21 protein-coding genes and 1 pseudogene are annotated in these 25,537 nt (G+C 39.6%); 17 read left to right on the top strand and 5 right to left on the bottom strand.

Annotated elements, in window-relative coordinates; genetic code table 11:
• Window positions 1-162 precede the first annotated feature (162 nt).
• Window positions 163-1,851 (top strand): gamma-glutamyltransferase, encoded by a 1,689-nt coding sequence (gene ggt / locus LCM00_RS13710; RefSeq protein WP_224902912.1) that lies wholly within the window; start codon window positions 163-165, stop codon window positions 1,849-1,851.
• Window positions 1,852-1,891: 40 nt separating this feature from the next.
• Here ggt and LCM00_RS13705 read toward each other — a convergent pair whose 3' ends face one another.
• Entirely contained in the window at window positions 1,892-2,401 is a 510-nt protein-coding gene (locus tag LCM00_RS13705) for a DUF421 domain-containing protein (protein WP_318247615.1), read from the bottom strand.
• A 179-nt stretch (window positions 2,402-2,580) separates the two neighbouring features.
• Between LCM00_RS13705 and LCM00_RS13700 the strand changes: the two genes are divergently transcribed.
• The 5 genes from LCM00_RS13700 to rlmD all read left to right on the top strand — a co-directional run bounded on the left by LCM00_RS13700 (window position 2,581) and on the right by rlmD (window position 7,984).
• Window positions 2,581-2,766, top strand: a complete 186-nt coding sequence (locus LCM00_RS13700) for an SE1561 family protein (protein ID WP_224902908.1) — start codon at window positions 2,581-2,583, stop codon at window positions 2,764-2,766.
• Window positions 2,767-3,177: 411 nt separating this feature from the next.
• A complete protein-coding gene (locus LCM00_RS13695) occupies window positions 3,178-4,701 on the top strand; it encodes a fumarate hydratase (protein ID WP_224903260.1) in 1,524 nt (507 codons plus the stop codon).
• A 114-nt stretch (window positions 4,702-4,815) separates the two neighbouring features.
• Window positions 4,816-5,613 carry a delta-lactam-biosynthetic de-N-acetylase gene (gene pdaA / locus LCM00_RS13690; RefSeq protein ID WP_224902905.1) on the top strand — a complete coding sequence of 266 codons (798 nt, stop codon included), beginning with the start codon at window positions 4,816-4,818 and terminating at the stop codon, window positions 5,611-5,613.
• A gap of 112 nt (window positions 5,614-5,725) precedes the next feature.
• Entirely contained in the window at window positions 5,726-6,571 is an 846-nt protein-coding gene (locus tag LCM00_RS13685; protein WP_224903257.1) for a DNA-3-methyladenine glycosylase family protein, read from the top strand.
• A gap of 18 nt (window positions 6,572-6,589) precedes the next feature.
• A complete protein-coding gene (rlmD, locus tag LCM00_RS13680; RefSeq protein WP_224902902.1) occupies window positions 6,590-7,984 on the top strand; it encodes a 23S rRNA (uracil(1939)-C(5))-methyltransferase RlmD in 1,395 nt (464 codons plus the stop codon).
• A 278-nt stretch (window positions 7,985-8,262) separates the two neighbouring features.
• Here the strand turns inward: rlmD and LCM00_RS13675 are convergent, their stop codons facing one another.
• Complete coding sequence (locus tag LCM00_RS13675) at window positions 8,263-8,793, bottom strand: helix-turn-helix domain-containing protein (RefSeq protein WP_224902899.1); 531 nt, start codon at window positions 8,791-8,793, stop codon at window positions 8,263-8,265.
• Window positions 8,794-8,952: 159 nt separating this feature from the next.
• Between LCM00_RS13675 and LCM00_RS13670 the strand changes: the two genes are divergently transcribed.
• The 3 genes from LCM00_RS13670 (at window position 8,953) to LCM00_RS13660 (ending at window position 11,304) form a co-directional block, all read left to right on the top strand.
• A complete protein-coding gene (locus LCM00_RS13670; protein ID WP_224902896.1) occupies window positions 8,953-10,077 on the top strand; it encodes a hypothetical protein in 1,125 nt (374 codons plus the stop codon).
• A 422-nt stretch (window positions 10,078-10,499) separates the two neighbouring features.
• Window positions 10,500-10,700, top strand: a complete 201-nt coding sequence (locus LCM00_RS13665) for a hypothetical protein (RefSeq protein ID WP_224902893.1) — start codon at window positions 10,500-10,502, stop codon at window positions 10,698-10,700.
• A 19-nt stretch (window positions 10,701-10,719) separates the two neighbouring features.
• The gene (locus LCM00_RS13660) at window positions 10,720-11,304 is read left to right on the top strand and encodes a DnaA N-terminal domain-containing protein (protein ID WP_224902890.1); all 585 of its coding nucleotides are present in this window, start codon (window positions 10,720-10,722) and stop codon (window positions 11,302-11,304) included.
• A gap of 256 nt (window positions 11,305-11,560) precedes the next feature.
• On the opposite strand, the gene LCM00_RS13655 is transcribed toward LCM00_RS13660, so the two are convergent.
• Window positions 11,561-13,114, bottom strand: a complete 1,554-nt coding sequence (locus tag LCM00_RS13655) for an ABC-F family ATP-binding cassette domain-containing protein (RefSeq protein ID WP_148973543.1) — start codon at window positions 13,112-13,114, stop codon at window positions 11,561-11,563.
• Window positions 13,115-13,384: 270 nt separating this feature from the next.
• On the opposite strand from LCM00_RS13655, the gene LCM00_RS24670 reads away from it, so the two are divergent.
• Window positions 13,385-13,801: an ATP-binding cassette domain-containing protein gene (locus LCM00_RS24670; protein WP_263623358.1), complete on the top strand. Its 417-nt coding sequence runs from the start codon at window positions 13,385-13,387 to the stop codon at window positions 13,799-13,801.
• A gap of 115 nt (window positions 13,802-13,916) precedes the next feature.
• On the opposite strand, the pseudogene LCM00_RS13645 reads toward LCM00_RS24670, so the two are convergent.
• Window positions 13,917-14,212, bottom strand: a pseudogene (locus LCM00_RS13645) (ATP-binding protein); the annotation flags it as partial.
• 215 nt (window positions 14,213-14,427) lie between these two features.
• A complete protein-coding gene (locus tag LCM00_RS13640) occupies window positions 14,428-15,852 on the bottom strand; it encodes a DNA-methyltransferase (protein WP_224902887.1) in 1,425 nt (474 codons plus the stop codon).
• 1,438 nt (window positions 15,853-17,290) lie between these two features.
• Between LCM00_RS13640 and LCM00_RS13635 the strand changes: the two genes are divergently transcribed.
• From LCM00_RS13635 to LCM00_RS13605, 7 genes are all read left to right on the top strand, one after another.
• A complete protein-coding gene (locus LCM00_RS13635; RefSeq protein ID WP_224902884.1) occupies window positions 17,291-17,752 on the top strand; it encodes a BglII/BstYI family type II restriction endonuclease in 462 nt (153 codons plus the stop codon).
• 12 nt (window positions 17,753-17,764) lie between these two features.
• Window positions 17,765-19,081, top strand: a complete 1,317-nt coding sequence (locus tag LCM00_RS13630; RefSeq protein ID WP_224902881.1) for a hypothetical protein — start codon at window positions 17,765-17,767, stop codon at window positions 19,079-19,081.
• Window positions 19,082-19,084: 3 nt separating this feature from the next.
• Window positions 19,085-20,986: an SNF2-related protein gene (locus tag LCM00_RS13625; RefSeq protein WP_224902876.1), complete on the top strand. Its 1,902-nt coding sequence runs from the start codon at window positions 19,085-19,087 to the stop codon at window positions 20,984-20,986.
• Window positions 20,967-21,821 carry a DUF3883 domain-containing protein gene (locus tag LCM00_RS13620; RefSeq protein ID WP_224902873.1) on the top strand — a complete coding sequence of 285 codons (855 nt, stop codon included), beginning with the start codon at window positions 20,967-20,969 and terminating at the stop codon, window positions 21,819-21,821. The genes LCM00_RS13625 and LCM00_RS13620 overlap by 20 nt, the downstream gene beginning before the upstream one ends.
• A 1,075-nt stretch (window positions 21,822-22,896) precedes the next feature.
• Entirely contained in the window at window positions 22,897-23,418 is a 522-nt protein-coding gene (locus LCM00_RS13615; RefSeq protein WP_224902871.1) for a hypothetical protein, read from the top strand.
• 32 nt (window positions 23,419-23,450) lie between these two features.
• Window positions 23,451-24,092, top strand: coding sequence for a hypothetical protein (locus LCM00_RS13610; protein ID WP_224902867.1), 642 nt, complete (start codon window positions 23,451-23,453; stop codon window positions 24,090-24,092).
• A 20-nt stretch (window positions 24,093-24,112) separates the two neighbouring features.
• A complete protein-coding gene (locus LCM00_RS13605) occupies window positions 24,113-25,198 on the top strand; it encodes a hypothetical protein (protein WP_224902864.1) in 1,086 nt (361 codons plus the stop codon).
• Window positions 25,199-25,537: the final 339 nt, after the last annotated feature.

The following is a 25,537-nucleotide window of genomic DNA, read 5'->3' as shown; positions in this document are numbered from 1 at the left end:
AAAGGCGGCATCCATTCCGGGTGCTGCCTTTTTGTGTGTTTAGACAATATTTGGGCAGGCTGGAAAAGCTTTTGCTCTCCGCCATCGTTTCAGCCCGGAAAAGAAGGGGTATTGATTGGTACTACCCAACAAGCAGATAACCATTGAACTGGAGGAATATGTATGATGTTTCGCAAAGGAAAGAACATGACAGCGGAGGATGAAAAAGTCTCGCATGAAAGGGAAAGCGCAGAAGGAACGAAAGCGATGGTAGCGGCGCCTCACCATGTGGCAGCCGATATCGGCGAAAGGATTTTGAAAGAAGGCGGAAACGCAGTCGATGCCGTCATCGCCATTCAATTTGCCCTCAATGTCGTTGAGCCAATGATGACAGGCATCGGCGGCAGCGGCTTTATGATGGTCTATGATAATGAGAAGAAGGATGTCAAAATCTACGACGGCCACACAAGAGCGCCAAAAGCTGCCCATCCGAAAATGTTCCTCGATGAAAATGATGAGGTCATCCCGTTCCGTGAACGGAGCACACATGCGACAGCTGTCGGGGTTCCCGGCATCCTGAAGGCGATGGATGAAGCACTTAAAGCACATGGAACAATGAAGCTTGCCGATCTTATCCAGCCGGCGATCGAAATTGCGGAGGAAGGAATCGAAGTCAACTGGGTGCTTGCAGAAGCGCTCGAGAATTTCCACTACCGCCTCGGCCAGCATGCCAAGGATTTCTTCATGCCTGAAGGAAAAGCCCTGAAGGAAGGCGACATCCTTGTGAAAAAGAAGCTGGCCAACACATTCAGGATCCTGCAGGAAAAAGGGGTCGAGGCCTTTTATGAAGGAGAAATTGCCGAAGCCATCATCAAGGCATTGGATGACCTCGACGGGTTCATGACCCTGGATGACTTGAAAAATTACCGCGTGACAATCGATGAACCGATCTGGGGCGAATACCGCGGCTATAAGATTGCCTCTTCAGCCCCTCCAAGTGCCGGAGGACTGACAGTGATCCAGATTCTGAAGCTTCTTGAAAAATTCGACCTTAGCCAATACGGGCCGAAATCATGGGAAAAATATTACTTGTTCACAGAAGCGATGCGGATTGCTTTTTCCGATAAAATCGCTTACAACACCGATCCTGAGTTTGAGGATATGCCGATCAAAGGCCTTCTTGATGATGACTATATAAAAGAACGCCAGAAGCTGTTCAATTTTGAAAGAAGAAATGACGCGGTCGACTTCGGCAATCCGTGGAAATATGATGACGGCGAGCCGAACAAAGTTGTCCGCCAGCCTGATGATCTGGAAAAAAGCGAAACAACCCATTTCACCGTCCGCGACCAGTGGGGCAATATTGCCGCAGTCACCTCAACGGTTGAGCATCCATTCGGTTCAGGCATCTTCGTACCGGACCACGGCTTTATGCTGAACAATGAGCTCACAGACTTTGATGCCAATCCTGGCGGCATCAATGAAGTGGAGCCTGAAAAGCGTCCGGTCAGCTGCAAAAGCCCGACCATCCTTTTCAAGGACGGTGAACCGGTCCTCACACTCGGGTCACCGGGCGGGCCGACCATTATCGGCTCTGTCTTCCAGACCATCGTCAATGTCATTGACTTTGGCATGGATCTGAAGGATGCGATTGAAGAGCCGCGCATCTTTGCGAGCACCGGCCCGCTTGTTGAATGGGAGCCGGGAATCAGTATGGAAGCAAAGGGCGAATTGGAATCCCGCGGCTATGAATTCGGGGACAACCCCAGCCGGATCGGGAATGTCCAGGCCATTCTAATTGATAAAGAAGCAGGCAAGCTTTACGGTGCGGCCGATTCGAGCCGCGAGGGGAAAGCAGTCGGGCTGGAATAATAAAAAAACAGGCTGCCTTTCCCGGCAGCCTGTTTTGCTGTTATTTTTTATCGATGTTCTGCAAGGTGGAGGATCCTTCTTTATCCGACTTTTTAATGACCGAAAAAGATCCGTCGGACTCGAGCACAACCGCTTCTGCTTTTTCGAGCGAGGAAAGGCCCTGGCTCCTTGCCGCCTGGAGGATTTCCACCTCCAGGACACGCTCCTTCTTCATTTCATGGTGAAGATAGCTGCCTTTATAATATAAAAGCGTTGGATTCGATTTGATCAGCTTGCTCACGGTCTTGCTATGGATGGAGGTCCAGGCCACCAGATATTGAAGGCCGATGAGGACGCAGAAGGCAACGAACCCTTCAGCCAGTGCCACTTTTTTATTCAAAAGGATCGTGGCGAGCGTTGAACCTAGTGCGACCGTCACGACCAGGTCGAAGGCATTCATCTTCGACAGTGTCCGCTTCCCTGACACACGCAGCACGAGAATGAGCAGAATATAGCTGCATATCCCGACGATCACCGTTCTGTATATATTATCCCAGCTGTTAAAAAACATCATATACCTCCCAGCAGTCTTTTATTAACCTTTTCCTCCCGGCTCGTCCGCTGAAACATCTAACCTTTTTGGGATATACTAAAAACCGTCAGCATTTGCGAAAAATCGATATTTCCGGTAAAGTAAAAAGAGCATTTCGGATGCCTGTGATGGGCACCGGTTTGAAAGGAGAGATTGCTTTGGGCAGTCCAATACAAGATAAAAACCAGCAGGTAACATTCCTGAAGCACCGCTTGAATATGTTCATGGATGTCCTGGATGCGATAGATCCGGAAGAAGCAGAGCTTGAAGACATCGACCGTTTGATCGAAATGATCGACGAGCTGGAATCTAAATGCCGCGAATTCAATAACCGTGAAGAGTAGGAGGGAGCCCTGGTTTGAGGGCTCTTTTTGTTTTTGGGGGCGGTGGTTGTGAAAAGGTGAGCATTTTACGCGAAGTGCTGCTAATAGAAGCCGGAGGGCCGCGTAATATTCGAGGTCGCAAATAAAAACCGAAACTCGCAAATAAAAATGAAAAGCCGCAAATATATCCTGAAACTCGCAAATAAAACAGAAATCCCGCAAATATCCCCAAAAACTCGCAAATATCGCCCCAGCACCACACCCCGCCTCCCACCAAACCGCCCTTCTGTAACCGATTTCACCTCCCCCTTTAAATCACCAAAGGATAGGAGTATAATAAAATCGTGAAAATTCGTACAGAAACAGAAGATTTTTGAGGGGAACGAAAGGGAAGGGGATCTTGCTGTGAATTTCGAGACATTACAGGAAAGCATGTACAGGTTGATTGTGGAGACTTCTACGAACCTGCCGAAGGATGTGCGCCGCGCGATCAAGAGTGCGAAGGAGCGCGAAAGTGCCGGCACTCGTTCGGCGATGAGCCTTGGGACGATTACAAATAATATTAAGATGGCGGACGATAATGTATCGCCGATCTGCCAGGATACAGGATTGCCGACTTTTAAAATCAAGACGCCGGTCGGTGTGAACCAGCTGGAAATCAAGGAAGCGATCAAGAATGCGATTGCGCTTGCGACGAAAAACGGGAAGCTGCGCCCGAACTCTGTTGATTCGCTGACAGGAGACAACAGCGGCGACAATCTTGGCGCCGGCACGCCGGTCATCAAGTTTGAGCAGTGGGAAAAAGATTATATCGACGCGCGCCTGATCTTAAAGGGCGGCGGCTGTGAAAATAAAAATATCCAGTACAGCCTTCCATGCGATCTGGACGGGCTGGGCCGCGCGGGCCGCGATCTGGACGGCATCCGCAAGTGCATCCTGCATTCTGTGTACCAGGCACAGGGACAGGGCTGCAGCGCCGGCTTCATCGGCGTCGGCATCGGCGGCGACCGCTCTTCAGGCTATGACCTTGCCAAAGAGCAGCTGTTCCGTTCCGTGGATGATGTGAACCCGCATCCTGACCTGCAGAAGGTGGAAGAATATATACTCGAAAATGCCAACAAGCTTGGCATAGGCACAATGGGCTTCGGCGGCGAAACCACGCTGCTCGGCTGCAAAATCGGTGTCATGAACCGCATCCCGGCCAGCTTCTTCGTGTCAGTAGCGTACAACTGCTGGGCATTCCGCCGTCTCGGCATCAGCATTTCACCTGCGACAGGCGAGATCAATGAGTGGATGTACCAGGAAGGCGAGAAGATCGACTTCGCACCAACAGAAGCCGAGCTTGAAACAGCGGCTGCTGTAGAAGAAACCGCTCAGCAAGTGGTGACGCTGCAGGCGCCGATCACGGAAGAGCAGATCCGCGCTCTCAATGTCGGCGATGTGGTGCAGATCAACGGAATGATGTACACAGGCCGTGACGCGATCCACCACCATCTGATGGACCATGATGCACCGATCGACCTCAATGGCCAGGTGATCTACCACTGCGGTCCGGTTATGATGAAGGACGAGGCAGGAGAATGGCATGTCAAAGCGGCAGGGCCGACTACAAGCATCCGCGAGGAGCCTTACCAGGGTGATATTATGAAAAAATTCGGCATCCGCGCCGTTATCGGAAAAGGCGGTATGGGGCCGAAAACACTGGCAGCCCTCCAGGAGCATGGCGGCGTTTATCTGAACGCCATCGGCGGCGCAGCCCAGTATTATGCAGACTGCATTAAAAAAGTCGAAGGCGTCGACCTGATGGAATTCGGCATTCCGGAAGCGATGTGGCATCTGAAGGTTGAAGGCTTCACAGCCGTCGTAACGATGGACTCACACGGCAACAGCCTCCACCAGGATGTGGATAAGTCTTCACTCGAAAAACTGTCCCAATTCAAGGAACGGGTTTACTAATAAGAAAACAAAAGCGGGGAGCTATGTGCTTCCCGCTTTTTTCTAATGTTTGACAGAATGCTCCCGCCCATTTTCACAAACACTAAAGCTAAAAGGTTTGAAGGAGGAAATGGGATGAGATATTGGAAGCAGCTTGCGATGGCCATTGTGCTTTTTTTTGCCGGGAGTGCTTCGGCCCATGCAGGGACCGCCAATTCACCGATCCACTGGGGCTTCCAGAAGGCAAAGGATGAAGTGCCGGCAGAGGCGGGCAAGCCGCTCGATGATCTGCTGGAGCGGTATGGGTCTTATTATAAAGGCGATACAACCAAAAAGGATATTTACCTGACATTCGATAACGGCTATGAAAATGGCTATACCGAGAAGGTTCTTGATGTATTGAAAAAAGAACAGGTGCCGGCCGCCTTTTTCGTGACTGGCCATTATTTGAACAGCGCCCCGGACCTTGTCAAGCGGATGGCGAAGGAAGGCCATATTGTCGGCAACCACTCCTGGCACCACCCGGATATGACGCGGATCAGCGATGAGAAGCTGGCAAAGGAGCTGGAGATGGTCCGTGCCAAGACGGAGGAGCTGACAGGCATCAAGCAGATGGCGTACCTGAGGCCGCCGCGCGGCGTTTTCAGTGAGCGCACACTCGACCTTGCGAAAAAGCAGGGCTATACCCATGTATTCTGGTCGCTCGCCTTCGTCGACTGGCATACGAACGCACAAAAGGGCTGGGAATATTCCTATAACAACATCATGAAGCAGATCCACCCCGGCTGCATCCTGCTGCTGCATACCGTCTCAAAGGACAATGCCGATGCGCTGGAAAAAGCGATCCAGGATCTGAAGAAAAGGGGCTATACGTTCAAAAGCCTTGATCAATTGGAGATGAATAAAGCGTTCGAACATGATATGCTGTACTAGACACCTGCCCAAATCGCAACGGATTTGGGCTTGTTTCTTGGGAGCAGCATGCTTCCCGGTGTTATAATAAGGTAAAAACACAAGGGATGGATGAGAGTTGGCTATTTTTCAAATGAAAGGACCTTATAACTTTGATCTTGTACTGGACAGGCTTTCGCTTGATCCGCTTCATGCTGTTGACAAGGAAAAGCGGAGCGTGAAGGTTCCTTTGATGATTGAAAATGAACCGATCGCTGCCGAGGTTGTAGCGGCCGGAACCACTGAGCATCCTGAATTCATCATAAACGGCATAGAGGGAAAACATAAAGAAAAAGCGGAAGAGCGACTGGCGCAGATCTTTCAATGGCATATCCCGCTCGAGGATATCCATACCCATTTCCAGGGGACAGAGCTGAAGGCGATTTTTGACGAGCATTACGGCACACCGGTTGTGCTGGATTTCGATTCGTACGGCTGCCTGCTGAAATGCATCATCCACCAGCAGCTCAACCTGTCCTTTGCCTTCACGCTGACCAAGCGATTTGTGGAGACATTCGGCTTCCAAAAAGACGGCGTCTGGTTCTACCCGCGCCCCGAAACAGTGGCCGCCCTGACCGTGGAACAGCTCCGCGAGCTCCAGTTCAGCGGCAGGAAGGCCGAGTACGCTATTGGCCTCTCAAAGGAAATCACCGAGGGAAGGCTGAACCTTGAGGAGCTGGCAGAAGAGACTGATGAAGTGATCATGAAAAAGCTCATCAAAATCCGCGGCATCGGCCCATGGACGGTCCAGAACTTCCTGATGTTTGGACTCGGCCGCCAGAACCTTTTCCCGAAGGCAGACATCGGGCTGCAAAATGCCCTGAAGAAATTATATCAACTTGAAGCAAAACCGACCCAGGAGCAGATGGACGAATATATGCTCAGTTGGGATCCTTATCTAACCTATGCTTCCCTGTATCTGTGGCGAAGTATTGAATAAATGGAGTGAAGCAGCACGATGAAAAACGAACAAACCGTGAAAATACAAGAAAAGCAGACCTTCCCGCTCACAATCAAGCGGCTCGGCATCAATGGCGAGGGCGTCGGCTATTTTAAAAGACAGGTCGTCTTTGTACCAGGTGCGCTGCCTGGCGAAGAGGTCGTCGTCGAAGCCACAAAGGTGAGCCCGAAGTTCGCCGAAGCCAAAATCAAAACGATCCGCAAAGAATCCGAGTACCGCGTCCAGGCGCCATGCCCGGTCTACGAGCTGTGCGGCGGCTGCCAGCTGCAGCATCTCCGCTATGACCGGCAGCTGCAGGAAAAGCGCGACATCGTCATCCAGGCGCTCGAACGCCATACGAAGCTTCCGGTTGCAGGGCTCGATATCCGCGACACAATCGGCATGGAGGATCCGTGGAACTACCGCAACAAAGCGGCCTTCCAGGTGGGCCAGGAGGATGGAAAAATCATCGCCGGCCTCTATGGACTCAACTCCCATAACCTGATCAACATCCCGCAATGCGTCGTGCAGCATCCGCACACCAACAAAGCGATCGGTGTTGTCAAAAAGGTCATGAACAAAATAGGCATCTCTGTCTACAACGAAAAGACGAAAAAAGGAACCGTCCGCACCATCATGGCCCGGACCGGCATCCAGAGCGGCGAGCTCCAGATCGTCATCATCACATCAACCAAAGACCTGCCGAAAAAAGAGCAGCTCATCACTGAAATCACCAAAAGGCTGCCGCAGGTCAAATCAATCATGCAAAACATCAACGGCGAAAAAACATCCCTGATCTTCGGAAAAGAAACGCGCCATATGCACGGGGAAGAATACATCCAGGAAACACTCGGCGACCTCTCATTCGAGCTGTCCGCCCGGACCTTCTTCCAGCTCAACCCCGAGCAGACCGTCAAGCTCTATAACGAAGTCAAAAAAGCCGCCAGCCTCACAGGCAAAGAAAAAGTCGCAGACGCTTACTGCGGCGTAGGCACCATCGGCCTCTGGCTCGCCGGCCAGGCAGGCGAAATCCGCGGCATGGACATCATCCCGGAATCCATCCAGGACGCCAAGAAAAACGCCGCCCGCAACAACATCAAACACGCCAAATACGAAACCGGCAAAGCCGAAGTCCTGCTTCCGAAATGGATGAAAGAAGGCTGGAGACCGGACGTGATTGTGGTAGATCCGCCAAGGACTGGCCTTGACCAGGCGCTGCTGAAAACGATTTTGAAGGTGAAGCCTAAGAAGGTTGTTTATGTGTCATGTAATCCGTCGACATTGGCGAAGGATATTGCGGTGCTGGATCCAGAGTATAGAGTGGAGTATATGCAGCCGGTGGATATGTTTCCGCAGACGGCGCATGTTGAAGTGGTAAGTGAATTGGTATTGAGGAGTGGAGCAGGTTCCTGAGGAGGGGGCCTGTTTTTTTACTGAGGATTTCTACTATTTAATTTAATAGAGAAAATATGCTACTGTATTCTCTTCATTATTAAATAAGTATTTCTTGCAGCGATAACCTCCAGTGTTAAGGGTGGTCAACTTTTTGGTTAGCGTAAACCGCTAGAGTGGTCAACTTTTATTTTAGCGATATTAAAGAAACAGCCTATAAAAATTATTAGGCTGTTTTCTACTTTATCTATTAAGGAATTGAAAACCATAGTTATAGATTTTAATTAACTATTTAGGGTTTATTTCTTATCAATAATATTTGCTAATTCATCTAAATAGTGAGTGGGTAAATCAGTTAAACGCTTTATTGAATGTTTAAGATGATAACTTTGATGAGAAATATGAGCAATAACTCTTAAATGGTCACCATCTAAATCCAAAAGATTAATTAAAGTTGTAGAATCGAGCTGTTCTACTTCCGCTGATGCTACCTTTTTTACCTTTTCAATTAAAAGTTTACGCGATATATCATGTTCTTCTTTGGTTATTTCTTTGGTTTTACCCGATTCAAAATCAAGCATAAGCTGTCCTGGCATCTGCAAATAAGTGTAATAAGATCCTGAAATTAGAAAGTCAGTCGAAACCTTATATATGGAAGATAACTTCTTTATAATATTATGATCAGGTGTTCTATCGCCAGATTCATATCGGGACAAAGCACTTTTGGTTGTACCTAACTGACTAGCTACTTCATCTAATTTTAAATTATTTACTGACCTGGCCATTTTCAACCTTTCACCAAATTCTATTTTATTGTTCATAGTATCCATTAAATTCCCACCTTTAAAATTTTAAAAAGATGTTGACGCTATTCCTACCTTGCAGTATAGTAAAAAAAAAGACACCCGTCAACTTTAACCTAATCGGTAACTAGTTACCATTATGAGTTTATGTTTCCGTTTTTTAAAAATAACTTAGGGGGTATTTAAATGGAATGGTTTAATAAAAAACATAAGAACAATTTTAATTTACAAAACAGTAATCAAGGGAACCCATTTGGGGGAGACCCAAATGGTCATCATCAGGTAGAGCAGTTTGGAAATGGCATGAATAATACTCAGCAATGGAACCCATTTGGGGGAGACCCAAATGGTCATCATCAGGTAGAGCAGTTTGGAAATGGCATGAATAATACTCAGCAATGGAATTCATTTGGGGAAGACCCAAATGGTAATCATCAGGTAGAGCAGTTTGGAAATGGCATGAATAATACTCAGCAATGGAATCCATTTGGGGGAGAACCAAACGGTAATCATCAGGTAGAGCAGTTTGGAAATGGCATGAATAATACTCAGCAATGGAACCCATTTGGGGGAGAACCAAATGGTCATCATCAGGTAGAGCAGTTTGGAAATGGCGTGAATAATACTCAGCAATGGAATTCATTTGGGGAAGAACCAAATGGTCATCATCAGGTAGAGCAGTTTGGAAATGGCATGGACAATGCTCAGCAATGGGAATTTGAAAAAGGAATTAATAGTTCTTATCAAAATAAACAAGAAGGAAATTTTAATACATTCAATTTTGAAAATCGTATAACTCCTTACATTGATTTAGAATTATTAGAAGGATGTGAAAGTATTGAAGATTTTGCTGACTCTGTAGATTATATTGATGGTATAAAGGTGTATATTTTTAATAAAAATTCCTCAAAAAACTTATTAATGTTGAATAAGAGTGATAATAATGCAAGTTTTAAAACCTCAAAAAACTATAACATGTATTTAGTTGATAGTGTGCTTCTCCGTTCTCGACCTGAAGTGAGAATTTATAATGCATTAAAAGAGGCAGGGGTATTGTTTTTCCCTAATTCGAGAGCGGTTGTATGTAACAAAAGCAAAGAACCTGACTTTATTGTTATTATTCAGGGGCAAGCTTTTTATATGAATCTGTTGAATAATCACACTCATACACCCGAGAATGATGCTAATGATACTAGGTTTTACCAAGATCATGGAATTTTTACTAGACCGTATTGTACTTCCGATTGTGAGCGTAATCCACATGGAGTAGTTGAAGATTTCTTAAACTGGGTGAAAGGAATGGTGAATTGACCTCTATACTTTGGGAAAACCTCTACAAACTTTTTATATTATAATAGATGTGTTAAGGAGGAAGTTTTGGTTAGATTATAATTTTGTTTTTACAAGACATACAAAGAAAACGGTTATACAGCGGGATTTATTATTAACTTCGCTGTCAGTTTCTTTTTATCCCTTACGATGAAGACAAAACTAACTCGTTTGGAAATTCCTCAAAATAATTTATTTGTAGTAATAAAGTTGATTAAAGATGTTACTTATATTGCAAATAGCATCTTAATGCTTCGTGTCAACTACATATGCCCAACTATTTTAAAGATGAAATAAGATTGTTACGAATATTTGTAACAGGTAACTTATTATAAAGATACATGATTATAATTGAAGATGCACCTATCAAAATAGCCTAATTGTAGATTAGAGGTAACAATATTATGGACATCTTATTTAAAATTTATGTACTGCTCATTGCTGCAACAATTGGAATGACGATCTCTATTATCCTGGCTTTTCTATTCTTCAAAATTAATCCAACACCACTACTGATTGTCGCTACAGCTTCCAACTGGGTTTTAATGATTAAGTTGAATCCTGTCTGGCAAGAACTGTGGGAAAAATGGACTTCTAAAAAATAATTTTAAGGGGATGTTGTAAATGGAATTATGGTCAGAAGTTTTAAATAGCCTTAGTAAAAAACTTTCTAGACCAAGTTTTGAGACTTGGCTAGTAAATACTACAGCAGAATGTAAAAACAATGTTGTTTTTGTGAAGGCTGAAAATAATTTTCAAGCTGAATGGCTTGATGCACGCTATAAGCTATTGATTTCTAAAACAGTAGAAGAAGTAGTAGGTAAAAGCATGGAAATTAAAATCCTTATCACTGATGAACGAACAGGATTAGAACGAAAGGAATTCCAAAAATATTCAGTTAGCAACGGACATGAGGAGTTAATAAGTCTAATTGAAGCACAACAAGATAAGATTAATGAGTTAGAAGATAGAATCAATCGCTTAGAAAAAAACGGAGAGAATTATGTTTATTGTAGACAGGAAGAGGCTACGCATGTAAAAGTGATTGATAAAAGTGATCCAAATTTAACTTATGGAAAGATTTATGAATATTTATATGATCCAGATTCATCAGAACAGACACATTATATAATAATGGATAATGGTATTCCTTTTTATGATTTTGAGTGTGTAGTAAAGGTAGAATATCTAAAGGACTCAGGAAATTAAGAAAGGTTACTAATTTACTATTGTTCTTAGTAAATTATATAAAACCTCATATAGGCTCATTGCAGTGAACCGTATCATACATAAATGAGGTTTAGTAAATACAGTGTCTTTAAATTAATATTGAAATAAAAAGCCCATTCAAACAATTAGTTTGGATGGGCTTTTGTCAAAATAATGAAAGGAATGAAAAATGCTTTTTAGCAAAAAAGAGGTACCTAAGTGAGCAATATAATTTCATAAGATACCCCAAAAATAATCAAAACACCTTCGTAGTCCAATCCTCACAATTCCAAATATCTGTCGCAATTTCACGATAGAAGTCAGGTTCGTGGGATACCATTAATATACTTCCGCGATAGGCTTTTAGAGCACGCTTTAGTTCTTCTTTTGCGTCGACATCCAGGTGGTTGGTAGGCTCATCTAGGATGAGTAAATTCGTTTCTGTGTTTAAAATTTTGCACAGGCGGACTTTGGCTTTTTCGCCGCCGGATAGGACTTCGACTTTACTTTCTATATGCTTGGTTGTTAATCCGCATTTTGCAAGTGCAGCGCGGACTTCAGCCTGATTCAGGCTTGGGAATTCGCTCCAGATTTCTTCGATACAAGTGTTATAGTTGGCCTCTTTCACCTCTTGCTCGAAATAACCGAGGTGTTGATATTCACCGCGTTCGACTTTACCCGAAATCGGATTAACCAGCCCAAGAATGCTTTTTAAAAGAGTAGACTTACCAATACCGTTTGCACCTACGAAGGCAATTTTTTGTCCGCGTTCCATTTTTAAATTCAGCGGGCGGGACAGTGGTTCATCGTATCCAATAACAAGATCTTCAGCTGTGAAAATCCAGCGGCTGGCTGCACGGGCTTCTTTGAAATGAAATTCCGGCTTCGGCTTTTCTCTCCCCAACTCAATCACTTCCATTTTGTCGAGCTTCTTCTGGCGGGACATCGCCATATTGCGAGTCGCGACATTTGCTTTGTTACGGGCGACAAAGTCCTTTAAACCAGCAATTTCCTGCTGCTGACGCTTGTAAGCAGACTCCAGCTGCTGCTTCTTCATTTCATGTATATTTAAGAAGTTATCATAGTCACCAACATAGCGATTCAATTCCTGGTTTTCCATATGATAGATCAAGTTAACCACACTGTTCAAGAATGGAATATCATGTGAAATCAGGATAAAGGCATTTTCATATTCCTGTAAATAGCGCTTCAGCCATTCGATATGCTGTTCATCCAAATAGTTCGTAGGCTCATCCAGCAACAGGATTTCAGGTTTTTCCAGCAAAAGCTTAGCCAGCAGAACTTTCGTACGCTGACCACCGCTGAGATCATCTACATCCCGATCCAGTCCGACGTCATCTAATCCCAGACCACGCGCAACTTCCTCAACTTTTGAGTTAATCTGATAGAAATCGTTACTATCCAACGTTTCCTGCAGCTCGCCAACTTCAGCAAGCAGTGCCTCGATATCAGCACCTTCATCACCCATTTTGCCATAAAGTTCATTGATCTCTGCTTCAGCATCAAATAGATATTGAAAAGCAGTACTCAAAGCCTCTCGCATCGTCGTCCCTTTTTGAAGTACAGAATTCTGATCTAAATAACCAACACGAACTTTCCGTGACCACTCCACTTTGCCCTCATCAGGCTGCAGCTTGCCAGTTACAATATTCATGAAAGTAGACTTACCCTCACCATTTGCCCCAACCAGTCCAACATGTTCACCTTTTAAAAGACGAAAAGACACATCATTAAAAATCGCCCGATCACCAAAGCCGTGGCTTAGATCTTTTACATATAATACGCTCATTTTTTTACCCCCATGTATAAATGCCTCTAGTGGATATTTTACTTGATTTAGACTGAATTTTGTACTTGAAGTTATTTCATGTTCAAAATGCTGCTTCCAAATAAGTAACGGTTGAACAGAGCAATACTGTATACGAAAAAAACCTTTCAAAAGGCCTTTTTATTTTCCCAACTTATCCTCCGGTGTAATAATTAGAAAATTTAAAATTCCATATAGATTTCCGGTAAGGATATGGTGAAATTTATCAGGTGATAAGGTGGGAGGATGAATTTGGAAAGGGTAATTGAAGTTGAGAGCCTATCAAGGCTGTATAAAATGAAAGAGGGTAGTAAAAAGGCAGTTCACGATATTTCTTTTGAGGTCTACAAGGGAGAGGTGTTTGGTCTTCTTGGCCCAAATGGAGCAGGCAAGACAACGACGATTAAGATATTGACGACACTGCTGCTGCCATCTGCCGGCAGTGCAAAAGTATTCGGCTTTGATGTGGTTTCTGAAAGCCGGAAAATCCAGGATAAGATCAATTTTGTCTATGGCGGGGAAAGAGGGGTATACGGTAGGCTGACTGCCAAAGAGTATCTCCATTATTTCTGTAGCAATATAGAATCAAAAATAAGCTGCAGCCGGGACTGCAAGCTTAAAGCTTTGGTATCTATTTTTATTGCCTTTTTCTGTATTCTTTCAATTTGAATCCAATTTCTTTTAAAAGATAATTAAACATACATTACAAATTTCCCGATTTATAAATCCTTAACTATCCTAATATTCTTGTAACTGTAAAGTAATTTTGAACAGTTTTAGCTCATTAAGTTTGAACACTTTGTGCTTCAAAAATTGTTCTCCGATTTGTAATTCGATAACTTTCTCCGTTTAAATGAATCACTTCAACTTTATGAAGCAACCGGTCTAATATGGCTGTTGTTAGTCCTTTGTTTCCCATCAACTTTCCCCATCCGTTCAGGTCCTTTGTTCGATGTAAGGAATGATTGAACTTCGTTTATACAAGTCGTTGATAAGATGAAAGAATAATTTGGCTTCCTGTTGATCCATAGTCACATACATTAAGTCATCTACAATGATAAGATATGCTTCTTTAAGTTGAAGCAAATCATGAATGGAGCGCGTTGCTGAGGCTTTTACCGACTATATTTTTCATTTATGGTAGTTTGTAAAGAGTCCGATTTATACATTTTAGATAAAATGACATAGCCTTTAGCATACCTATCAACTAAGTCGCCGGTATTTAGGAAAATATTAAAATACATTTTAAATGTTCACCCTGAAAAATAAAATACAGTTGGGTAATCTAGGAGTTATCAATAAAGATAACCCCTTTTTATATACTTTTCTTTAGGGATTTCATTATAGTCATCCAACCTTATTTGGATATTACTAAAGATTGGTGGTATATCCTTGTCAGTATGTCTATGATTTAGAACTCCTTCTTCTATAATTCTCTTAGCCTCTTCAGGTGTAACTTGACCGAAAGTATCATTGATATTACCTTTAGTGTATAAATTTAGGTTAGCGCTTAAGGAGTTTATTATTATTGTTGCTTCATCTGGAGTAACGAATTTCACATTAGTAATGAGCCCGTATTTAGAAAATGGGGCTTTGCTAATAATATCCTTTAAAGAATAATCCATTTCTTCTGTAAGTTCAGCTTCAGTTACTAAATAGTAGGAGGCTTTTCCTATTTTATGCTTAACTTCATTTTCTTCATTACTCATTTCTATATTGATCGCTAAAGCTGCTTTAATAGGTAATAAATTTTCTGATTTATTCAGAAATTTAATCAGGGCTTTAGGAAACTTTAATACCCTTAATTTATATATTGCTTCTTGAAGAAGGCTTTTTAATCTATCTTGTTCCTGATAATAGTAATTAATTTCATTTATTTTGCTATCAATAAGAGGCTTGGTAACATGCTCAAAAATTTGTTTGTACTCTGGATTTGTGTCCAGACCTAAATATTTTCTGTTAAGTTTTTCGGCAGTAGCCAATAGGGTTCCTGTCCCTGCGTATGGATCAAACACAACATCACCTTCATCAGATGATAGTTTAATTATTCTAGCCATCATTTCAGGAGGGAAAGGGCAAGCATGTTTAAACTCTTTATCCCCAAAGTCTTTCTTGGTTCCCCAGCTACCTTGTGTAGGTATGATGTATTCCCAAATATTATCTGGTACTTTTCCTTCAGGACTGTATCTTTCGGGATAATCAACCCACCATTCCTTTAATTCATCTACTGTTTTCACCCGTTCAATATAATATTTGTAATTTTTGGATTTAGTAAACATGTGAATATACTCGAATGTGTTTCTCATCTGACCTTTTCGTGACCAGGGAAGGGTTTTTCCTTTGTCCCAAATGATTACATCTTGATGGATCCAACCAACCTCTTCTAATCGATTGGCGATGTCATCAGGTAATCTAATTATCCGTCCATTCCGCTTAAGAGTATCACTATTAACATACAGTGTGGCTGTATCTTTCGATAGTTTATAAAGAGTATCAAATGTTTGTTGAATATCATTCAAATATTCTTCGTAAGATTGATGAAAACCAGTTTGTTCCACATCTCCATACTGCTTCATGTCCCAATAAGGAGGTGAAGTAACAATTAGGTCGATAAATGGCTCTATATTAGCGGGCATATAATTTAGAAATTCAGTCGAATTACAAGTTAAATATTTATTAAATTCTCTTAAATTGAGGAATTGATTGTTAATGTTAATCATGCTATCCTTCCTTACTAATTAATCTGTGCTTTTCATTATAACAATGTAAAGGCAAAAGATCTATCCTTTTCTACAAAAACATTTTAAGTAATAACCAGTTAAGTATATATGAATTTAACTTAATTGTTATATGGGATAATTTACACCAACTAATGAGGAAAGAGTTTTAAGCGGATTTCTAAAGTGAAAAATATAGAGTGAAAAATTGTACTATCTATTTGTAATTAAACATTGTGCTAAAAACTAAAGGTTAAGATTGTATGCATTGACTATGCGAGATGAAAGGAGCATTCTGCTTTTAAAAAATGATGTGGGGAAAAACACTTAAAATTAATCTAGAGAATAATAGTGGTTTTTGTAAGTCATAGAAGGTATTTAATTTTACTGAATATAGAGGATTCAACACTCCTTTCAAGACAAATGGGAAATAGGCAGAGCAAAACAGTGGTCTAATAATTGATTAGAAATTTTTGGGGTTCAATAGGTATCAATAAGAGAATGTATGTTCCTGTATCTTATTTTACAAGAAGCACAATTAATAGTGCAAGTAGAATAAAAATAAAATCAATTATATACTCATTTTGAAAATCGCATGTCTTTTCAATGAGGATTGCAGTGTTTGTCCGAGGTCGAATTGTCACAAAAATTATCCATATCGCCATTGAGCAAGTTGCATCGAATCCACCGTACAATATAATATATTGCATCGCCTTGAAGAGGGTAGTTGACAGAAGCAGTTAGTTTAGATCTTTATGTCTTAATTTTTTGTTGGTTCCATATAAGTAGCTTTTTAATACCCGTCTGGTGAAATTATGTTTACAGGTATAGCACTTGAAGAGTCCGCCAAAAAAGTACTGACTACAGTGTGTCCGTCCACATTTGAATCCTTAACAGTTTTTATATGACGAAGAGTTCTGGCGATGATTGTTGTTGCTCTGAATTAAGTAGTGAATTGAAAAAGCTCGATTTCTACCTCACCCTCGCTCTAGTTCTAATGAACCGTCTTAACTATATAAGTGAGCATCTCGCTTTTATCAACACAGTAATAAGGGACATAGTGACTGCTTGGGGTACTACTATATTTAAGTTAGGCAGTGTTATTCAATCAATAAGTGGAATATTTAGGAAAAGAAACTCCTATAATATATTCTTAAGTTTCTTTTCCTGCATACTTAATTTAATTTTGTTTTAATTAATATCTTTATGTTAATAGTCTCATATTATATAATTTTAATAGGGAAATTTTACAAATGGCCAGGCCTTATTTCCTTGAAAAATAATGGTTACGTTATATTAGATTAAAATAAAATTTGTAAAAATAAAGAATGAGGTTAAATAAACACCAATCTTTTAAAAAAATATCTATAATAACTACTATAGAATATTCAGACTTTTTTAGAATGAAAATGGTGCAATTTTTTGAAAGTAGGAGTATAAAATGAGGTTAGCATACTATCACTCCCATCATTATGGTGAAGAGGAATGGAAAAAGCGGGGGCTTGACATTTGGATCAAAAATATCTGTAACGAACCTTCAATTAATATTAAATTTGCTAAGACCAAGGAAATTCAGGGATATTTTCGTGACGAACTCACTAAAAAAGGTTGGTCTGATCCCGCAAGGATTTCTGTTGATTGTAATTTGACTGTTTCTTCTTTACATAGTGATTTGGTCTTTCAGGTTCAAACAGGCAATGTTAGTAGATATGCATATGACTTATTAAAATTCCAATACCTTTACCAGTGTGGGAAAATAAATGCTGCAGCTCTTGCATTGCCTACTAAGGAAGGTGCTAAACAAATAGGTGATAATGTTGCTAATGCTGAACGAGCTTGGAATGAGCTATGTGTATTTAATAGAGTTATAACTGTACCAATAATATTACTTGCTTTTGAATAGGAGTTGAAGAAGATGACGAATGATGCACGCTATAGTATTAGCGTAATTCCAGTAGAACAAAGAATAGAGCAAATTGAGATACAAAAACAACACTCTGAAAGGAAATATCCATTTCATCATTTTAGAGGTGAACCAAAGGACTTACCTGTTGTAAGAGTTCCGGTTGACCTTCCTATTTATAGAATGGAGAATATTAGAACGAAAAAGGTACAAAAAATTTATATAAAAACAAATAATAGGCCAGAGAGTTTCTTCTTAGCTGGTCAAGAGAATGTTTCCGCTCAACAAATACAGCATCAACTACTATATACCTTTGCGCAAAAGGGAAAAGGAGATAGTATCGTACCTATCAAAGAAGTGCTTGAAGATGAACAGCAACATGAGCCAATTTTAATAACATATGACGGTGTCGTAGTTAATGGGAATAGAAGATTATCTGCTATGAGAGAGTTGTATTTATCCGGAAAAGACAACTATAGTCATGTAGATTGTATGGTTTTACCAGGTGATGCCACTTTACCTGAAATTAGCGAAATAGAATTTAAGTTGCAGATGACTAGACAAACTATATTACCTTATGATTGGATTCCAGAAGGTTGGGCAATAAAGGAAATGCTAGATTCTGGTGTACCTAAACAAAAAATAGCCGATCTAATGAGAAAGAATACTTCCGAATTAGATAATCATATTATAGCAGTTGACCAAGCTGAATTGTACCTCACAGAGTGGGCTGATTCACCTGGAGATTACTCCAAATTAGATGACCAAAAGGAACAGATTTTTAAAGATATTGCTAAGAACCTAAAGAATAAGAACGGAGAAGACTTCGAAGCTTCGAGATATATTGGATTCATACTTGCCGATAATTCTCGCGAGTTAGGAACTAGGGTTTACGATTACAAAGGAGCATTTGGGACAAGTTCTACAGAAGTAATAGAACGGTTGGCAAGACGTTATGAGTTAGATTTGTCTCAAGCACCCGATGATAATCTAGAGCAATTTGAATTGGAATTTGATTTAGAAGAAGAGATACCAGTAAGAAGCTACCGTCCTGTAATCGATTTACTCAAGGATAAAACCAAATCCTATGAATTGGTAGAAAATATTACAGACATTTTTGATGGTATAAAAGCAGAAAGAGACGATCGTAATGCTGGTCGACTTGCACTTAAAAAAGTTAAAGAAGCTTATACCAAACTTATGGAAGCTGATATTAGTAGATCAGATGAATCGACTTACGATTCAATAGAGCAACAACTCACATCCATTAAACAAAGAATAGAAAGATTAGAACATGACCTCGGGTTAGCCAGAGGTTCAGGAGAATAAATTATGGATAATATAGGTGTCTTAAATGTTCAATATCTTCAAGAGGGAATAAAAGGTAAATTGATCCCGGGTGATAATTTATCAGAAAATATTCTCATAAGAATTAGACAATTCACAATGAATATTGAACCCGACTGCATTTTTAAACTTAATGGAACAATAGAATTAAGTTGGACAGGAGTACTTACAGTTCTAAGGGAATTTATCCCGATGCAAAAGACATTAGGTTTTAAGTTTTCTGCTGACCCCGAGACCAGTAGAAAAATAGCTGCTTTCATAAAACAAATAAAAGAGGTAAACAAATCTCGAAACGCTCTTGCCTTAGATATATCAGAGGAAGAAATTAATCCTCTTCTAAGAAGTAAAGGTTTTACCGAGAGAACTTTAACTGATCAACAGATTCGTGATGCAAGTAGGTTATTAGCCCTTCAAAATGGTGCTAACTTTTCTGTACCAGGAGCTGGGAAAACAACAGTTACATTTGCAGTGCATATTTTGACTAGGAATCCTGAAACAAAGTTACTTGTAGTGGCCCCTAACAGCGCTCACCAAGCATGGAGAGATGTGGTAACAGAATGTATGGGTCCTAACGCACCAGATAATGGCGCTGAAGAATTTATTACTATTACTGATAGAGATACTATTACTGAAAAATTAAACAGTGGTGGAAGTCGATTTATAATTTCTTATGACCTTCTAATTAGAGTATCAAATATTATTAGTAACTTTATGGCTAATAATAAAGTTCATTTAATACTTGATGAAAGTCACAGGATGAAAGCGGGCTTAGGATCCCAACGAGGGACAGTTTTATTAAATTGTTCCCCTTTACCTATAAGAAGGGATATATTATCTGGTACCCCGATGCCACAGGGGTCTTCTGACTTAGAATCACAGCTTGATTTTTTATGGCCAGGTATAGGTCTAGGACAACGAATAAAGACAGGTGAGCAGCCTAGAGATGTTTTAGGAAATTTGTATGTAAGAACCACCAAACGTGAATTAAAACTTAAAGATCCAAACAGAAGATTTATTCCAGTACCAATGTCTAAAGGGCAATTAGCTCTATATACAATACTTAGAGATGAGACAAGAGCCCAATTAACATCCTTTAGACAGGATCAAAGAATTGACGTAACAAGAGCCAGGAAATCAATTATGAGGTTGTTACAAGTAATGACAAACCCAACGCTTGCCTTAGATGCTTTAGTATCAGATATTCCTAGAGATGAACTACCAGCCATTGCACAAGCTATTCGTGAAGAAGGTCCATCACAAAAAATAAGGCAAGCTGCTTCTCTTGCAAGGGAGTTAGCTAATAATAATAATAGAAAAACAATAATTTGGACGATATTTACTAACACAATACTACAGCTAGAAGCTCTACTGGCTGACTTAAACCCTGTTTGCCTTTACGGAGGAGTTCCGTCTGGTAATATCAATGATCCAAATACTAGAGAAGCTGGGATAGATAGGTTTCATAAAGATCCGGATTGTAAGGTGATAATTGCGAATCCTGCAGCAGTATCGGAAGGGATTAGTCTCCATAAAGTTTGCCATGAGGCAATATATGTAGACCGCAGCTATAATGCTACGCATTATCTACAATCCATTGACAGGATACATCGTTTAGGGCTAGATCCAGAAGAAGAAACGAATATTTATATTTTACAAACATTAGCTCCTTTAGGATTAGGTTCAATTGATCATTCTGTTAGTAGAAGGTTAGCAACTAAAATTAGAGCGATGCAACAATTATTAGATGATCCAGACTTGCATCAAATTGCCTTTGATGAAGAAAACGCAGATGCCCCAATTGATTTTGATATTAGACCAGCCGATTTAGATGACCTTCTTTTGGAACTAGAGGGAGGCCTCACCTTTAATGAAGAGGAGGATTCATAAGGTAGATATGCGTAGGGGAAATTCAGAAACGTATCTTAAAATGAGTGTGATCAATGCTTTCTTTACTTTAAAGAAATACATTGAAATATACCCTGACAAAAATATCAAAGAACTAATTGATCTAATTAAAGGTATTGGCTCTTATGTGAGCGTATATGATTATGAGAATGCAGAAAGTCTCTTTAATGATGATGATAACTTGAAAATATTAGATAAGCGGGAGTATATATATAGAATATTAACTAAAGAGCAGCCGAGCTGGCTATATCAGGTACCCTTTGGGAGAGAGTTGGTAGCATCGAGTCTTAAAGATAATGAGTATTTTGATATTTACCAGTGCTTTGATAGCGTTGGCCTCTTTAATAAAGAAATAGATATGGATACCATTGAATGGTGGGATAGTTTATCTTCTTTTATTAGAAAGAAGCAGGATAGCCAGAAGATAATAAATGGGCGGATAGGTGAACTTCTCACAATAAAATACGAAACAGAAAAGCTTTCTGGTTCTGAGCTAACACCAAAATGGGTATCTATAGAGAATAATCTTGCAGGTTATGATGTTTTATCATATAAGATTGAACAAGGTAGTCCTAAACAGATTATGATTGAAGTAAAGACTTGTAGCTCTTATCCAGTATCATTTTACATCACAAGAAATGAATGGAAAATAGCGCAGGATTTTGGAGAGAACTACATTTTTTATGTTTGGTTTTTACCGGAAAAAAGCTTACATAAATATAATGTGAAGGATATTGAGTCTAATATCCCAATAAACAGAGGGAGCGGTTCTTGGAAAGACGTACTAATCGAAGCTCCTTTAACAGATAATATATAACTCCTGTAGAAACTACCGTACTAAACAGTGTGTGAACCTATTATAAACGAGGGCCTGACTCCACATTCGGTGAAGGCCTTCGACGTGTTTTTGCTATGCCAGTTTGCCAATGAATTTACCATACAAAACAATAAATTGAATTTCCTTAAATAGAAGAGGGAACAATAGTTGTTAACTTAGCGAAAAACTATCGGCTTATGTCTATGGTTCTTTTAGTGATGTTATAAAAGGAGCTTGTTCAATACCGTCTGGAGAATAATAGTGAAGAGGCTCTTCCTTTAGCTACCAGGCATAGCTCTCGGAGAGCCTTTCTTAAGGCATTGCCTTCCTCCGATTCCTAAACAGTCTTTGTATGGGGAGACTCCTCAGAAATGGGTGCTGTTACTTTATAATAAGCAGGGAATTGCAAAGAATAATTTCTACTCATCACCATGGTCTTTATCCTTACGACTTGAGAATTGTAATAGTCGGTTATTACCAATTTTACCTGTTTCAATAATTAGAATTATTTGGAATATTGGTCTAATGACGACTCTTGACTTAGGAAAATAACAGCTTATCACCTTTATCAATCCAGATATAAGGGGCATAAGAACGGTACTCAACCGAAGTATAAGATATTAGTTACATTTACTCCAGGAGTACACTACTTGAGACTTTTGCTATTTCTTTTCCAGGTGGGTATTTTTCTTTGCTAGCGATACTAATTCCCATATCTTTAATCCAAGTACTTTGGCGATTGTTGCTGTGGCAGTATATTCGATGGGGTCAATATAGTTTTGTCCCACTTTGCTTTGTTGTAATTGCAGAACTGAGCAGGTGGAAACACTATGAACTATAGTTTATTTTTAAAGGGTTAAGGTACCAAGTAAGCCCTAACTAATTAAAAAATACATGAAATAATGCACCCAAGAATGAGGCGTTAATATGTATTAGGGATGAGTAAAAGACCATTACATTCAGAAAAATAACATAAATTCTTAATATGAATAATAATGTAATACATAAATATCGCTGCTTTTATATGTGAAAAATATCCTTTTTACATTATAATAATTATAGTGGGGTGAAGGTAATGGAAAAGCAAATTAAGATATTCTGGAATATAAAGCAATTTAAGAATGAAAAAAAATCAAGCTTTCATACTTTCCCAAAATCAAACCTAATCGGTATAGAATATAAAGCCAATTCAGAAGACTTATGGAATGTTACAAGTGAAATGGTATTTGATGGATTTAAAGAAATCTTTTTCACTCCTACCAATTTTAATAAACTACTGCATTTTACGAAAGGTAATAGCCTTATTCGAGTCAATGAAATAAGTTTTTCCACTGACCCAGATGTTGATTTAGAGATGCAGGAACTATTAAATGCATTTTATTCAGAAGAGAATAGCAAAAGGAACAAGCATCTTAGTAATAGACTTGAAAAATTAATTTATGAATGTAATGCTTCTAAGATATCCTTTTTTTATAAAGCTAAAAACCCTGCAGTAAAAGTTAACCTTTATCAAGCCGGAATGGTCCACTTAACAGATAGGACAAATGAAGAAAACTTAGAATGGCTGGATGACATATTATTAGAGGCTGTTAATTAATGAAATTTTTTAGGACTTTCTCCCAACCAATATTGTTAGTATTAGTATGGCTAGCAAATATTAGACCAGGTTCTTATATAATCGACCAGATGTTTAAAAATCCAAGTCCGAGTATTCCACAAACCGCTAAAAGTGCAATTGATGTTGCAATTCTTGCTAGCATAATAGCTTATTTATCTAACTTGTGGAAGCCGCCAATAGAAATTAGTACAAAGTTAGTTAATATAGATACAAGAAGAAATCATTCTACTTTTACAGGGGAAAACCCACAGGCAGTTCAAAATGTTTGGTTAGAAATAAATATGAAAGTAAAAACAGGTAAATGGGTGAACTGGAATAAGGTTTTATGTAAAATTGGTGGTTTTTATTTAAGTCTCAAGGAAAATTCATTTGTAGGATACCAATTTGATTCACAACAGTTACATCCAATGATAGTAACTGATAAAGGAGTTTCTAAAATACATTTATTTAAGGGGTCATTTGAAGTTTCCGAAACCGCTGAGCTGCAGTACATAGTTTATTGTAAGCGTACTGCTCTTGAAGTTAGAACAGCTGAGCTTATAACAACAGTAGAGAGTACACACAATAACATTTTCATGAATTTTATTTCCAAGTTTCTTCTTAGTCAATTGTTAAAAGTAGAAAACGGAAAACATAACGTCTTTTTTAATTGAAAGGTAGGTTCGTTTTAAGAATGGCAAAATATACTATATTGGAGCTTAGGGCAAGCCTTAGCTTAGAAGATATTCTTGAAGTATTAAGAAGAAAAGGAAAAGTGGAACTGACACCATCAGATGAGAATTGGCCAAGTCAAGAAAGAATATACGCAAGTATGCTACCTTTTGAAAACCAGTTTACCATTAAAGAGATTGACACAAAGATTACTATTCCTGAAAAAATAGAAATAGATAAAATAAAAGAGAAATATACAGTTGAGTTAACACCAGAAATAATAGAGAAGAAAGAAAGGGTGATTTTTTCTTACGTTGAGATCCAAAGACCAAAAACGGATTGGTATGATAACCAAGACAGGCTTCTTTCGTTGGATAAAAGAATAAATCTGTTTGAATCTGATTCACTCTTTTTTGAAGAAGATGACACTTGTTATGTTGCTATTCAGGGTGCTCCTAAAAGTGATAAAGTTTTAAGAACTAAACGTGATATTCTACATGCGAATAATCTTTTGGAATGGCCAAAGTCTGTTAAGTCAGAGTTAGTAGGAATTCCTCAAAACTTTGTACTAGATTCTGACTTTTTTTATTGGTTATATTATTTACACAAGGAAAAAAATGGACGCATTGAATCCTTATCACACTCTATTTTTATCTTAGAATTAAGTGGGTTCCATGGTACCTCATTATCAGAAACACAGAGAACAAAGAGTCAAGGTGATAGGATTACCCAGTTGTTAACAACAAATGCATTTATTTTTGGAAAAGATGACTTGAAGGCTCTTCGGCTTACGCTACAATATGGAAATGAAATAGTGGAACTTGAACTTCACTATGATGGTAGTGTGGACTTATTAAGCTATGATGGTGAATTTGCAAATGGTACTACATTAAGAAGTCAAGCACAGCTGATTTTAATATACAAAATTTTACTACCTTTCATTCAGGAAGTATATCAATCTCAAAAAAAATCCGGACAGTGGAGTCAAACTGTTTTAGAGTTATTCTTACATAAGATAGGTAATGAAATGATTACATCCATAACTAACCAAGTAAATAAATTAATTGCTAAACATAAGGTAACACCCACACCCGATAGTGAATCTTGAATTTTTTGAGATAATTAACTACTAAATATTAATTTTCCAACTATGGTTATTTTATAACGTGAAATAAGAAAAAGCACCCTGCTAATTACCATTTTGATATATAACAATATGGTAATTAGAGGGTGTCTTTTCATATGCATAAAAGAAAAAGGATTTATCAGTAAACTGGTAGTCATATGGAAAATAGAACACAAAGCATATTATTAAGCGTGAATTTAGTAGAATAAATAACAATTGCTGAATAGAAGCACAAATAGTAAATACCATACCAAAAGCCAACAATGCTAAAATACAAATAAACATACATTGTCTTTTATTTTTAGAATTAACACACGTAAA

Source organism: Bacillus infantis (assembly GCF_020171945.1).
Lineage (GTDB): Bacteria > Bacillota > Bacilli > Bacillales > Cytobacillaceae > Bacillus_AB > Bacillus_AB infantis_A.
The sequence above is the reverse complement of the archived record's forward strand: the minus strand, read 5'-3'. Positions and strand labels throughout refer to the sequence as shown.

What these genes read in the sequence shown, in the direction of transcription:
- LCM00_RS13605 (WP_224902864.1), top strand. Translation starts at nt 24,113, where the DNA reads ATGGCAAAATATACTATATTGGAGCTTAGGGCAAGCCTTAGCTTAGAA.
- LCM00_RS13705 (WP_318247615.1), bottom strand. Translation starts at nt 2,401, where the DNA reads ATGTTTTTTAACAGCTGGGATAATATATACAGAACGGTGATCGTCGGG.
- LCM00_RS13675 (WP_224902899.1), bottom strand. Translation starts at nt 8,793, where the DNA reads ATGGATACTATGAACAATAAAATAGAATTTGGTGAAAGGTTGAAAATG.
- LCM00_RS13635 (WP_224902884.1), top strand. Translation starts at nt 17,291, where the DNA reads ATGAGGTTAGCATACTATCACTCCCATCATTATGGTGAAGAGGAATGG.
- LCM00_RS13615 (WP_224902871.1), top strand. Translation starts at nt 22,897, where the DNA reads ATGGAAAAGCAAATTAAGATATTCTGGAATATAAAGCAATTTAAGAAT.
- LCM00_RS13640 (WP_224902887.1), bottom strand. Translation starts at nt 15,852, where the DNA reads ATGATTAACATTAACAATCAATTCCTCAATTTAAGAGAATTTAATAAA.
- rlmD (WP_224902902.1), top strand. Translation starts at nt 6,590, where the DNA reads ATGAAAAACGAACAAACCGTGAAAATACAAGAAAAGCAGACCTTCCCG.
- LCM00_RS13695 (WP_224903260.1), top strand. Translation starts at nt 3,178, where the DNA reads ATGTACAGGTTGATTGTGGAGACTTCTACGAACCTGCCGAAGGATGTG.
- ggt (WP_224902912.1), top strand. Translation starts at nt 163, where the DNA reads ATGATGTTTCGCAAAGGAAAGAACATGACAGCGGAGGATGAAAAAGTC.
- LCM00_RS13625 (WP_224902876.1), top strand. Translation starts at nt 19,085, where the DNA reads ATGGATAATATAGGTGTCTTAAATGTTCAATATCTTCAAGAGGGAATA.
- LCM00_RS13630 (WP_224902881.1), top strand. Translation starts at nt 17,765, where the DNA reads ATGACGAATGATGCACGCTATAGTATTAGCGTAATTCCAGTAGAACAA.
- LCM00_RS13660 (WP_224902890.1), top strand. Translation starts at nt 10,720, where the DNA reads ATGGAATTATGGTCAGAAGTTTTAAATAGCCTTAGTAAAAAACTTTCT.
- LCM00_RS13665 (WP_224902893.1), top strand. Translation starts at nt 10,500, where the DNA reads ATGGACATCTTATTTAAAATTTATGTACTGCTCATTGCTGCAACAATT.
- LCM00_RS13670 (WP_224902896.1), top strand. Translation starts at nt 8,953, where the DNA reads ATGGAATGGTTTAATAAAAAACATAAGAACAATTTTAATTTACAAAAC.
- LCM00_RS13685 (WP_224903257.1), top strand. Translation starts at nt 5,726, where the DNA reads ATGAAAGGACCTTATAACTTTGATCTTGTACTGGACAGGCTTTCGCTT.
- LCM00_RS13620 (WP_224902873.1), top strand. Translation starts at nt 20,967, where the DNA reads ATGAAGAGGAGGATTCATAAGGTAGATATGCGTAGGGGAAATTCAGAA.
- LCM00_RS13655 (WP_148973543.1), bottom strand. Translation starts at nt 13,114, where the DNA reads ATGAGCGTATTATATGTAAAAGATCTAAGCCACGGCTTTGGTGATCGG.
- pdaA (WP_224902905.1), top strand. Translation starts at nt 4,816, where the DNA reads ATGAGATATTGGAAGCAGCTTGCGATGGCCATTGTGCTTTTTTTTGCC.